This window comes from Burkholderia sp. Cy-637 (assembly GCF_011753175.1).
Taxonomy (GTDB): domain Bacteria; phylum Pseudomonadota; class Gammaproteobacteria; order Burkholderiales; family Burkholderiaceae; genus Burkholderia; species Burkholderia gladioli.
Window position 1 is genome coordinate 1 of record NZ_VWWC01000187.1, and the last position, 13,273, is coordinate 13,273.

A 13,273-nucleotide genomic window follows, 5' to 3' on the forward strand; every position below is an offset into this window, starting at 1 on the left:
TGGCGATGCCGCGCGGCGCCGCGCTGCTCGCGGCACTGCTCGGCATCTGGCGGGTCGGCGCGACCTACGTGCCCTTGCCGCTCGACCTGCCGCCCGCGCGGCGCGCGAGCATCGTCGCCGACGCGGGGCTGGCCGCGCTCTGCCGCGACGGCGAAGCGGACGCGGGCGATCCGCCCACCCTGGTGCTGTCGGACGCCGTATTCGCCGCGCCCGAACTCGCGCCGTTCCAGGCCGCCGCCGGCAGCCCCGACGCGCTGGCCTACCTGATCTACACCTCGGGCTCGACCGGCGCGCCCAAGGGCGTCGAACTCACGCAGGGCAACCTCGCGAGTTTCCTGCTGGCGATGCGCGCGCGGCTGCCCGCCGGCACCGGCCACCGCATCCTGGCGACCACCACCATCGGCTTCGACATTTCCTTGCTGGAGATGCTCTGGCCGCTGGTATCGGGCGGCACCGTGGTGGCTTGCCCGGAGCCGGTGCGGCTCGATGCCGACGCGCTCGCGCGCCTGCTCGAACACGAGCGCATCGACTGGCTGCAGGGTACGCCGTCGTTCTTCAGCGTATTGCGCGCGGGCGGCTGGCGCGGCAACGCACGGCTTCACGTGCTGTGCGGCGGCGAGCCGGTGGATGCGTCGATTCTCGGCTTCCTGCGCGAGACCTGCGCCTCGGTGCGGCTCGTCTACGGGCCGACCGAGGCGACCATCTGGTCGACCCTGGCCGGCCCCGAGACGGCCGAGGTCACGCTCGGCGAGCCGCTCGGCAACACCACGATTCACCTGCTCGACGTGCGGGGCCGGCCGGCGCCGCGCTTCAGCCGCGGCGAGATCGCGATCGGCGGGCACGGCGTGGCACGCGGCTATCGTGGCCGCGAGGACCTGAGCGCGGAGCGCTTCGTCACGCTGCCGGGCCTGGGCCGCGTCTACCGGACCGGTGACTTCGCCTATCGCGACGCGCAAGACGCGCTGCATTTTCTCGGCCGCGAGGACGGGCAAGTCAAGATCCGCGGCTTCCGCGTCGAACTGGGCGAGATCGAGCGGCAGCTCGAAATGTTGGAGGGAGTGGGGCGGGCGATCGTGCAGGTGAGCGCGTCGGCGGCCGGCGAGCCGATGCTGGTCGCCTGGGTGGCGCCGCGTGCCGGCGAGCCGCTGGACGGGGCATCGCTGCTAGGCGCGCTGGCGGCACGGCTGCCGGCCTATATGGTGCCGGCGCGGATCCTGATGGCCGCCGCCTGGCCGACCAATGCCAACGGCAAGATCGATCGCAGGGCGCTGCTCGACGCGCTGGCCGCCGATACGCCGGCCGCGGCCGGCGCGGCCCACGCTCGCGAGGCGGCTTGCGCGCTCGCGCTGGACGCACGAGCCGAGGCGCTGCAAGGCATCTATGCGCAGGTGCTGGGCATCGAGCAGGTCGATCCGAACGCGACCCTGGTCGCGCTCGGCGGCCACTCGCTGTCCGCGGTGCGCATCATCGCCCAGCTACGCAAGGCCTTCGGCGTCGAGATCGGCCTGGAAACCTTCATGACGCACTCGAGCGTGCTCGCGCTGGCCGCGTGCCTGGACGAGCGCGAGGCGGGCGAGGCCGGCGATGCGGCCGTGCCGCCGCGGCACGCCGATGCGCGTGGCATCCAGCCGGATGCGGCTTCGACGGCGCCCCACGGCGCGGAACCTCCACCGCTGGCGCCCGGCACGCCGGCAACGGCCGCCGGACCGGCAGCGCATGAAGACGCCCCGCTGTCGCCGTCGGCGAGCGAGCGCGCGCTGTACTTCCTCGACAGCGTGTCGGTGGTCAGGGAAACCTACAACATTCCGGTCGGCCTGCGATTCCCGGACGGCCTCGATCTCGAACTGCTCGAACGCGCGCTGCGCGACGTGCTGACGGCGCACCCGTCGCTGCGCGCCGTGTTCGAACCGAGTGCCCGGGGCCTGGCCAAGCGCTGCGTCCCCCTGCCGCCCGGGACCTTGTTCACGCGCCATCCGCGCATCGGCTTCGCGGCGCTGCGCCCGGTGCTGGAGCGCGGGTTGCGCGAGCCGTTCGCGCTCGGCACCGGCCCGCTCTGGCGCGCGCATGCCTTCGCGCTCGAGGGCGGCGGCCACGCGGTATTCATGCTGTTCCATCACATCGTGATCGACGGCATCGGCTGCGGCAACTTCCTGCGCGAACTCGGCGCCCGCTACGAGGCGCTGCTGGCCGATCCCGCCGCGGCGAGCCTGCCCATGGCGCCGGCCTCGGCCGCGCGCCAGCCCGTGGCCGAGGCGCGCGTCGATGCCCTGATCCAGCGCTTCGCACTCGCCGACCGCGTGCTGGCATTGCCCTATGCCGCGCCGTTCCCCGAGATGCGCAGCCTCGCGGGCGAGAGCCGGCCCATCGTCATCGACGGCCCGCTGCGCGAGGCGCTGGGCAGGTATTCGCGCGATCGAGGCATCCCGCTGGCGGCGCTGTTCCTGGGTGCCTACGCGCTGACCCTGCACCAGGCGAGCGGCGAGTCGCCCGTCAACGTCGGTCTCGCCACCATGAACCGCACGCCGGATACGCTGCAGGAGATCGGCCTGCATACCAATACGGTGGTGCTGCCGATCGCGCTCGATCCCGCCGCGCGGCTCGACGCCTTCGTCGAGCGCGTGACCGGCGAGCTGTTCGCGATCTACGAGTACGCCGACGTGCCGTTCGAGGCCGTCGCGAGCCGGCTGGTGAGCGAGGCCTCGCTGGGCCGCACGCCGGTGTTCCAGACCTTCTTCAACTTCATCGACCGCTCGATGTACGCGTTCTCGATGGCCGGCCTGCCGGTGCACGAGATCCCGCTGCGGCCGACCGGATCGAAGTTCGAGCTCTCGCTCGAGGTCAACGATTTCGGCAGCTCGACCGAACTGTTTCTCGAATACAGCCACGACGTACTCGACGCGGCCGCCATCGACGATCTCGCAGCCGAACTGATGCGGATCCTGCTCGATTGCGTGCGCGCGCCGGAGATGACGATCGGGCAGCTCACGCTCACCACGCAACCCTGAGGACACCATGGAACAGGTGGCATTGATCGGCGCCCGGCTGCGGCTGCCGGGCGCCAACGGCATCGACGCCTTCTGGCGCAACATCATCGAGGGCAGGGACTGCATCAGCAGCCTGTCCGACGCGGCGCTGCGGGAGGCCGGCGTCGACGCGGCGCTGTCGTCCCGGGCCGAGTACGTGCGGCGTGCCGGCGTGCTCGACGACGTCGACCGTTTCGACTATCGCTTCTTCGGCTACACGTTTCGCGAGGCGCAGGCGATCGATCCGCAGCAGCGCGTGCTGCTGACCCTCGCGCACCAGTTGCTCGAGGCGGTGGGGGCCGGCACCCGCGAGGTGGGCGTGTTCGCCTCGGTCGGTTTCGCCCACTACCTGCTGAACAACCTGAGCGGCCACCCGCCCGGCAGCCTCGCGCTCGCCGACGTGGTGTTCGGCAACAGCGGCGATTGCGCCGCCACCCGCATCGCCTACAAGCTCGACCTGCATGGCCCGGCGATGTCGATCCAGTCCGGCTGCTCGTCGTCGCTGCTGGCGCTGCACAATGCGCGCGTGGCGATCCTGACCGGGCAGTGCCGGATGGCCCTGGTCGGCGCCGCGGCGATCCATGCCCCGCAGCACGCCGGCTATCTGTACCAGCGCGACGGCGTGCTGGCCAAGGACGGCATTTGCCGCCCGTTCGACGCGGCCGCGAGCGGCACCGTGTTCACCAACGGCGCCGTGGTGCTCGCGCTCAAGGCCCTGTCCGACGCGCGCCGCGACGGCGACCCGATCCTCGGCGTGATCCGGGGTTCGGCGATCAACAACGACGGCGCCCGCAAGTCCGGCTACACGGCGCCGAGCGTGGCCGGGCAGGCCGATGCGATCCGCCGCGCCTACCAGCGCAGCGGCATCGACCCGGCCACCATCGGCTACCTGGAAACGCACGGCACCGGCACCACGCTCGGCGACCCCATCGAGTTCCGCGCGCTGCGCGACGCCTACGGCGAAGCCGGCGGCGAAGGCAAACAGGCTTATTGCGCGCTCGGCTCGGTCAAGGCGAACATCGGCCACACCGACGTCGCGGCCGGCCTGGCGGGCGTGCTGAAGGCCGCCCTGTGCCTGGCGCATCGGACCCGTCCGCCGCTGGCCGGCTTCAGCACGCCGAACCCGGAACTGACGCTGGCGGGCTCGCCGTTCTATATTCCGACGCGCGCCGAAGCCTGGCCGGAGCCCGCCGGCACGCCGCGCCGGGCCGCCGTCAGCGCGCTCGGGGTGGGCGGCAGCAACGCTCACGTGATCCTCGAGCAGGCGCCCGAGCCCGGCCCGGCCACGGGCGTTGCAAACGGGCCGCTGCTGCTCTCGGCGCGCACGCCGCAGGCGCTCGACAGCATCGAGCAAGCCAGCCGGGACGCGCTCGAGGCCGGCACGCTGGCGCCGGGCGACGCGCGCTACACCTCGCAGTTGTTCCGGGCGCACCACGCGGAGCGGCGCGCGCTGGTGTTCGGCGCCGGCTCGCCGGCGCGCCTGGCGGCCGGCGCAGACTGGCGCCATGCGCCGGCCGTGCTGCTGTTTCCGGGGCAGGGCACGCAATACGCCGGCATGGGACGCGAGCTGCATGCGCGCGGAGGCCGGTTCCGCGAGCTGTTCGACGCCTGCTCGGCAGGCTTCGTGGCGGCCGGTTGCGACGATCCGCGCGCGCTGCTGGAGGCCGACGACGCGGCGCTGCGCGACACCGCCGTGCTGCAACCGTATCTGTTCACGCTCGAATACGCGCTCGGCATGCTGCTGATCGAGATGGGCCTGCCGGTGGCGGCCGCGGCCGGCCACAGCCTCGGCGAATACGTGGCCGCGACGCTGGCCGGGGTGTTCGAGCTCGACGATGCGGTGCGGATCGTCGCCGCGCGTGCGCGGATCATGAGCCGTGCGCCGCGCGGCGCGATGCTCGCGGTGCTGTGCGACGAGGCGCGGGTGGCCGAGTTCCTCGGCCCCGAAATCTCGCTCTGCACGGTCAACAGCGAGAGCTCGTGCGTGCTCGGCGGCAGCGAGGCGGCGATCGACGAGCTGGCCGCGCGGCTCGCCGACGCCAAGCTGGCGAGCGTGCGACTGCCCACCTCGCACGCCTTCCACTCGCATCTGATGACGGCCAGCAGCCTGGAATTCGCCGCGGCGTTCGACGGCGTCACGCTGCATCCGCCGCGCTTTCCGATCGCCGCCAATCTCGACGGACGGGCCGATCGCCCCGAACGCTTCGCGACACCCGATTACTGGGTCGGCCATCTGCGCGGCACGGTGCGGTTCCGCGACTGCCTGGCCACGCTGGCCGAGCAGGTGCCGTTCGGCGCCTGGGTGGAGGCCGGGCCGGGCAAGTCGCTCGTCAACGCGCTGGCGCGCGCCTTGCCGGCCGAGGTCGCGCCGTTCCCCACCTTGCTGCCCGGTGCCGAGGCGACGAGGTTCGACACGCTGGTCGGGCAATGCTGGGTCAACGGGATGGAGATCGACTGGCGGCCGCTGTACGGCGAGGCGCGCGGCAAGGTCGTGGCGCTGCCGGCGCATCCGCTCGACGAGGTGCGCTGCTGGATCGACGCACCCGCCGCGCGCCCCGCCGTGGACGCGGCGCCCGAGGCCTATCGCAAGCAGGATGACCTCGACGCCTGGCTCTACGAATACGAATGGGCCGAGGCGGCACCGGCGCGTGCCGGCGCCGATGACGCGACCGCCGGGGACGATGCCGCCCCGCTGCTGCTGATCGGCGACGGCGGTGCCTTCGCCAACCGGCTCGCGCGACGGCTGGCGCGCCATGCGCCGGTCACGGTGCTCGACGATTTCGTGATGGGCGAGGCCCCCGCCGGCTTCGAGGCCCGCCTCGCCGCGTTCGCCGCCGCGCATGCCGAGACCGCCCGTTCGGGCCAATCCGCGCGCCGCGTCTGGCGCGTGCTGGTGGCGCTGCCGCCACAGGCCCAAGGGCAGCACGACCCGATCGCCGCGATGCTGGCCCTGCAAGGCCGGCTCGGCGCGCTGCGTGCCGCGTTGCCGGGCAGGTTGGAGATCACCCTGGTGACGCTGGCGCCGGCGGGCGACGAAGCGTCGGCGGCCCACGCCTGGATCGACGGCTTCGCCACCGTCGCGCAACAGGAGTTCACGCGGCTGGCTTGCCGCACCATCCATGTCGAGCCCGCCGCGCTGGACGGCGAGCCGGCTTCCGGTTCCGACGCGGCCGCCGGCTCGGCCGGGATCGCGCGCGACCGGCTCGCCCAGGCATGCCTGCACGACGCGGGACGCTTCCTGCGGGTGAGCGCCGAGCAGTTGCTCGAACGCCGGCTGCGGCGTGGCGCCGGCGCCGCGCAGCAGGCCGGACGCGCGCCGCGCTCGGTGCTGGTGGTGGGCGGCGCCGGCAATGTCGGGATGGTCTATGCGGCGTTCTTCGCCAGCGTGGCCGGTGCCGACGTGGCGATCGTCAGCCGTGGCGCCAGCCGGGTGGGCGCCGCGCTGCGCGATCCGGAAACCGCCTCGGACCCGGCGCTGCGCCGCCGGCACGGGCTGCATGCGCGCATGGTGGAGGCGGGGCACCGGATCCTGTTCATCGACGCCGACGCGACCGACCCGGCCGCGCTCGAACATGCCGCGCGCGAGGCCGAGCAGGCCTTCGGCTCGCTCGACCTGATCGTGCATGCCGCCGGCGCGCCGACCGACATGCATTACCGCGCCTTCAACGAAACCGACGACGCCTACCTGCGCGCGCTGATCGCGCCGAAGCTGGCGGTCTGCGCCAACCTGCACGCGCTGACGCGCCGCCTCGCGGTGCCGCGCGTGATGGTGGTCTCGTCGATCTCGGCGACGCTCGGCGGGATCGGCCTCTATGGCTACGCGGCCTCGCACTCGCTGCTCAACGCCTATGCGCGCGCGGCGAGCAGCGCGAGCTGCAGCTGGAGCGTGATCGACTGGGATGCCTGGGCCTTCTTCAAGGACACCCGCGAGGACGGCAATGCCGACGTCGGCATCGATCACTACGCGATCAGCGAGGACGAGGGGCTGGCGGTGCTCGGACGCCTGGCCGCGCTCGATTGGCCGGCCCACGTGGTGGTGGCCAGCGGCGACCTGCTGGGCCGCTACCGCAACTGGGTGCTCGGCGAGCGCGACGATCCGGCCGCGGCCGTCGTCGAACTGGCGCCGCGCCCGCCGCTCAAGGACGAGCTGGTGCCGCCGCGCAACCAGGTGGAGCAGGTGCTGGCCGCGCAGTGGAGCGAATGCGTGGGCGTGCAGCCGGTGGGCATCCGCGACAACTTCTTCGAACTGGGCGGCCATTCGCTGATCGCGCTGAAGCTGGTGGAAAGCATCAACCAGGCGCTCGACTGGGATCTCGCCGCGATCGACATGTTCCGCTTCCCGACCATCGAACGGCTCGCCGAGGCCCACGCCCCGCAATCGAAACCCGAACCCGCGCCCGCGCGGGCAGGCGAAGCGCCGCCCGGCGCACGCCGCCGGCACGACTATTACCAAACCCGGAAACTTAGCATGGAGTCGCAAAGTGAGTGATCTTGACATCGCGATCATCGGCATGAGCGGTGCCTTCCCCGGCGCCGCCGACGTGCGCGAATTCTGGCGCAACCTCGAGGCCGGGCGCTGCTCGCTCGAACGCTACGACGAGCAGGAGCTGCTCGCGGCGGGGATCGATCCCGCGCATCTGCGCGCGCCGAACTACGTGCCGGTCGGCGGCCGCCTGCGCGACATCGAATGCTTCGACAACGCCTTCTTCGGCATCAGCAACCACGACGCGCGGCTGATGGATCCGCAGCAGCGCGTGTTCCTGCAGCTCGCCTGGCACGCGTTCGAGGACGCCGGCTTCGTGCCGGGCGTCGATCCGGGCCGGGTCGGCGTGTACGCCGGCGTGAGCCTGAACAGCTACCTGCACTCGGTGGTGTTCCGCTCCGAGGCGGTCGACCTGGACCGCGACGGCCAGAGCATCCTGTTCGGCAACCTGAGCGACTACCTGACCACGCGCCTGTCGTACTTGCTCGACCTGCATGGGCCGAGCGTAAACATCCAGACCGCCTGCTCGACCTCGCTGGTGGCGATCCACGCCGCCTGCCAGGACCTGCTCAGCTACCAGGCCGATCTCGCGCTGGCGGGCGCGGTGTCGATCAACGTGCCGAACACGCGCGGCTACCTGTACAGCCAGGACAGCTTCTTTTCGCCCGACGGGCAGGTGCGCGCCTTCGACGAAGGCGCGGTGGGCACGGTGTTCAGCAACGGCGCCGGGCTGGTGGTGCTCAAGCGCCTGGAGGACGCGCTGCGCGACGGCGACCAGATCTATGCCGTGCTCAAGGGCAGTGCCGTCAACAACGACGGCAGCGACAAGGTCGGCTACGCGGCGCCGAGCGTGTCGGGCCAGCGCGCCGTGATCCGCGACGCGCTGGAGGCGGCCCGCGTGCGGCCCGCGCAGATCCAGTACGTCGAGGCGCACGGCACCGGCACCTCGCTGGGCGACCCGATCGAGATCGCCGCCCTGACCGAGGCCTATGCCGACGCCGAAGCGGGCGAGGGCGGCTCGCGCGCGGTGAAATGCGCGATCGGCTCGGTGAAGTCCAATATCGGCCATATCGACGTGGCGGCCGGCGCGGCCGGCGTGATCAAGACGGCCCTGGCGCTGCGTCATCGCCGCTTGCCCGCCTCGCTCGGCTTCGAGACCGCGAACCCGCGCCTGAACCTGGCGCGCGGCCCGTTCGAGGTCAACGCGCGGGGCCGCGAATGGCACTCCGACACGCCGCGCCTGGCCGCCGTCAGCAGTTTCGGCATCGGCGGCACCAACGCGCACGCGATCCTGGCGGAGGCGCCGGTGCTCGCGCCGCTGCCGGCCACCCGCGCGGCCTATTGCCTGACGCTGTCGGCGCGCAGCGCGCAGGCGCTGGAAACGCTGCGCCTGGCCTACCTCGGCTGGCTCAACGGCGCGGAGCTGCCGCCCTTCGCCGACCTCTGCTACACCGCCAACGTCGGCCGCAAGGCCTTCGCGCATCGGCTCGCGGTGGTGGCGGGCGACGCGGCCGAGGCCGCCGACGAACTGGCGGTCGCCACGCCGCACGTGTGGCAGGGCGAGCGGCATCGGCTGCTGGTGGCAACCGTCTCGAGCGAGCCGGAAGCGACCTGGCGCGCGATCCGCGCGCGCGAGGCCGACAGCCTGGCACGCTTCGATGCGTATGCGCTGCCCGAGCGGATCGCCGCCTACGCGCTGCGGCTCGTCGCGCGCCTGCGCGGCCTCGGCGTCGACGCCCATCCGCAGCCGCATGCCACGCTGCCGGCCGCGCTCGCCGAGGCGCTGGTCGAGACGGGCGGCGAGGGCATGGCCGCGGTATTGAGCGGCCACGCCGTCGAACCGACGCCGAGCGACTACCTGCTCACGCTCGACGGCGCCGCGCGGCTGCCGTTGCGAGGCCGCGTGGTCGAGCTGGGTGCGCCCTCGCTCGACGACGCGTTCCTCGCCCGCCTGCTGGCCGTCGCCTGGCAGGCCGGCTTGTCGGTGGACTGGCGCGCGGCGCACGCCGAGGAGCCGCGCCGCAAGGTGTCCCTGCCCGGTTATGCGTTCGCGAAGACGGTGCAGTGGCTGCCGGTGAGCAGCGAGGCCGAGCGACGCAACCGCAAAATCGACGACATCGGCCAGTGGTTCTACAAGCCGACCTGGCGCGAGAGCGCGACGCTCGCCGCGGGCACCCAGCGCGTCGACGCGTTCCGCGACGCGCCGGTGCTGGTGTTCGCGCCGAACCGCGAAGCGCGCCTCGGCGCGCCGTGGGCGGACCTGGCGCGCTGCAGCTACGTGGTGCCCGGCGCGGGCTTCGCGGTGCTCGACGAGCAGACCTTCGCGATCGATCCGGCCAGCGAGGACGACTACCGGCTGCTGCTCGACGCGCTCGCCGCGCGCGCCAGCCTGCCGCTCTACATCGTGCACGCCTGGCTCGCGCCCGAGTCCGACTGGGACGGCACCCCGGCGCGCTTCGCCGAGCACCAGGCGCCGGGCCTGTTCAGCCTGATCTACCTGGCGCGCACGCTGAACCGCGCCACGCTGGGCACCGGCGCATGCTCGATCGTGGTCGCGGCCTCGCAACTGGTCGCGCTCTCGCCCGACGAGGCGCTGCATCCCGACAAGGCCACCGTGCTGGGCATCAGCCGCACCCTGCAGAAGGAATACGCGTTCATCGACTGCCGGATCGTCGACGTGCGCTCGAGCGAGCTGTTTTCCGCGAACGCGTCGGCAGCGCGCCTCGGCCTGGAGTTCCTGGAGCCGCTGACGGCCGCCAACGAGATCGTCGCGCTGCGCGACGGGCGCCGCTGGCAGAGCGTCTACGAGCGCTTCTCGGTGCCGGCGGACTGCACGCCGCAAGTCGCGGCCGAGGGCGTCTACGCGGTGTTCGGCGGGCTCGGCGAGCTGGGCCTGAGCGTGGCCGACTATCTCGCGAGCCGCGCGGCCTGCACCATCCTGTTGCTGAATTCGTCGCGCTTCGTGCCGCGCGAGCAATGGGACGCCTGGCTCGCCGAGCACGGCGCGGACCATCCCTATTCGCGCAAGATCGAGCGCATTCGCGCCATGGAGCGGCAGGGCGCGACGGTGCGCATCGAGCGTTGCGACATCACCGATGGCCAGGCCCTGGCCGCCACGCTCGACGCGGCGCGCGAGCGCCACGGCGCGATCCACAGCGTGATCCATGCGGCCGGCCGGGTCGAGAACGGCATGATCGACAACAAGGACATCGCCCACTTCGACACGGTGTTCGCGGCCAAGGTCTACGGCACCTACCACCTGCTCGCGTATCTGCGGCGACACCCCGTCACCAAGCTGATCCTCTGTTCGAGCATGAACTCGATCATCGGCGGGCTGGGCCAGATCGACAACGCGGCGGCCAACGCCTTCGTCGACGCGATCGCGCAGACCGGCCTCGCGGCCGGGCTCGGCGACGTGTGCTCGACCAACTGGGGGGCCGTCAACGCCGAGCGGCTGACGCGCCCGAACGTGCTGCCGCAGTTCGCCGACCTGAGCCGCGAGCACATGCGCAACCACATGACCGAGCAGGAGATCGCAGCCGTCTACGACCGCATCCTGCACTGGAATTTCGGGCCGCGGCTGGTGATCTCGACGATCGACTTCGATTCGGTGCTGGAGCACTGGGGCGAGGTCAGCAAGGTCACCGAGCTGGCGCGGCTGCGGCACGTGGCGGCCGAGGCCGGCACGCGCGCCGGCGAGGACGACGGCCAGGCCTACCGCTCCGAGTTGCACCGCTTCGTCGAGCGCAGCTGGGCCGGCATCCTCGGCGCGCCGCGGCTCGGCTGGGACGACGTGCTGCTGGAGCAGGGCGCGCATTCGCTGAGCGCGGTGCAGTTCGTCTCGATGATCAAGGACCGCTACCAGGTCGGCCTGCACGCGATGATCATCTACGAGATCCGCACCCTCGGCCTGCTCGTCGAGCATATCGAAACCAAGCTGCTGGAGCGCGACGCGCAGCTCGCCGTCAATCAATGATCCCAAACATGGCAGTCCATTCAGAGAGCCGTGCAATGACCCAATCCGCACCATCCGTCTACGCCCAGTTCGAGCAGGCCTGCGCCGCGCAGCCCGACGCGCTCGCCCTGGAAGGCCCGTCCGGGCAACTCAGCTACGCCGGGCTGCGGGCGAGCGTCGCCTCGATCGGCGCGCGACTCGCCGCGGCGGGCGTCACGCCCGGCACCCTGGTCGGCGTGTTGCTGCCGCGCGATTTCCGGCTGCCCGCCGCGATCCTCGCCGCGTTCGGCTCGCAGGCCGTCTATGTGCCGCTCACCGAGAAATATCCGCCCGAGCGCATTCGCGAGATCGTGTCGACCCACCGCATCGTCCACGTGGTGACCAGCGAGGCCCTGGCGGGGCTGCTGCCGCCCGAGTGCCGCCCGATCGTGCTGCCGCCCGAACCGGACGCGGCGCCGGGCGAGGGCTGGCATCCCGCCGCGCCGCGCGGCGACGACGCCCCCGCCTACGTGGTGTTCACCTCCGGCTCGACCGGCACGCCCAAGGGCGTGCTGATCGGCGAGGCGAGCCTGCGCAACCTGATCGACTGGTATCGCGCCGCCTATCGGCCCGACGAGCGGCGCGCGGTGCTGGCCTCGACCCAGATCACCTTCGACCTGTCGCTGTTCGAGCTGGTCTGCACGCTCTGCTCCGGCAGCAAGGTGGTGCTGGTCGACTCGATCCTGCAACTGCTCGAGGCCGATGCCGAGTTCGACGTCAGCCTCATCAACACGGTGCCCTCCGCCGCGCGGGAGCTGGTGCGTCGCAGCCGCTTCCCGGCCGCGACGCGGATCGTCAACCTGGCCGGCGAGGCGCTGTACCAGGATCTGGTCGACGCGATCCACGATGCCGCGCCGCAGGTCCGGCAGGTCCACAACCTCTACGGCCCCTCCGAGGACACCACCTATTCGACGGGTCATGCCGTACCGCGCCACGGCGCCAGCCGCACCGTCAGCATCGGCCGCTCGCTGCCGGGCAAGACCGCGCATCTGCTCGACGACGCGCTGATGCCGGTCGAGCCCGGCACCGTCGGCGAGATCTGCCTGAGCGGGGAGGGCGTCGCGCTCGGCTACCTGAACGACCCGCGGCTCACCGCGGAGAAATTCCCCACCGTCGCTCAAGGCCCGCTGAAGGGGCTGCGCCTCTATCGCACCGGCGATCTCGGCCAATTCGACGAGGACGGCCTGCTGCGCTACCTCGGCCGCGCCGACCGGCAGGTCAAGGTGCGTGGGGTGCGTATCGAGCCGGGCGAGGTGGAGGTCGCGCTGCGCGGCATCGCCGGCGTGGCCGACGCGGCGGTGGTGAAGGTCGTCGATCCCTCGGGCAACGACCAGCTCGTCGCGCTGGTGGTGGCCCAGCCGGGCCACGCGCCCGGGCACGAGATCCTGGACCAGTTGCACACGCGCCTGCCGGCCTTCATGGTGCCGTCGCGGCTCGAGCCGATCGCGGCGATCCCGCTGAACGGCAACGGCAAGACCGACCGCACCGCGCTCGAGCGGATCGCCTCGGCGTGCTATCGCAGCGAGCCGGCCGCCGACGATCTGGACGAGCAGGTTCGCGAGGTGGTGGCCACGCTGATGGCGCGCACCGACGTGGCCACCGACACGGACTTTTTCCGGATCGGCGGCAACTCCTTGCTGAGCGCCCAGCTGACCTTCCTGCTGCAGCAGCGATTCGCCGTCACGGTCAGCATCGCCGACGTGTTCCGCCAGCGCACCCCGGCCGCGCTCGCCGCCGCGATCCGCGCGCGGCGAACGGCCAGCCCCGCCGCCG

The 13,273-nt window shown here is 72.2% G+C and carries 4 protein-coding genes; all 4 read left to right on the top strand.

The features are described 5' to 3' along the window. A partial coding sequence (locus F3J10_RS30455) for an AMP-binding protein (protein WP_167243665.1) occupies nucleotides 1–3,005 on the top strand: 3,005 nt, incomplete at its 5' end. Nucleotides 3,006–3,012: 7 nt separating this feature from the next. Further along, a complete protein-coding gene (locus F3J10_RS30460) occupies nucleotides 3,013–7,512 on the top strand; it encodes a type I polyketide synthase (RefSeq protein ID WP_167243666.1) in 4,500 nt (1,499 codons plus the stop codon). Next, the gene (locus F3J10_RS30465; protein WP_166916585.1) at nucleotides 7,505–11,482 is read left to right on the top strand and encodes an SDR family oxidoreductase; all 3,978 of its coding nucleotides are present in this window, start codon (nucleotides 7,505–7,507) and stop codon (nucleotides 11,480–11,482) included. Before F3J10_RS30460 ends, F3J10_RS30465 begins: the two co-directional genes overlap by 8 nt. 35 nt (nucleotides 11,483–11,517) lie before the next feature. Further along, the coding region (locus F3J10_RS30470) for a non-ribosomal peptide synthetase (protein ID WP_167243667.1) at nucleotides 11,518–13,273 on the top strand (1,756 nt) is incomplete at its 3' end.

Coding starts and splice junctions, on each gene's coding strand:
- F3J10_RS30460 (WP_167243666.1), top strand. CDS start 3,013: ATGGAACAGGTGGCATTGATCGGCGCCCGGCTGCGGCTGCCGGGCGCC.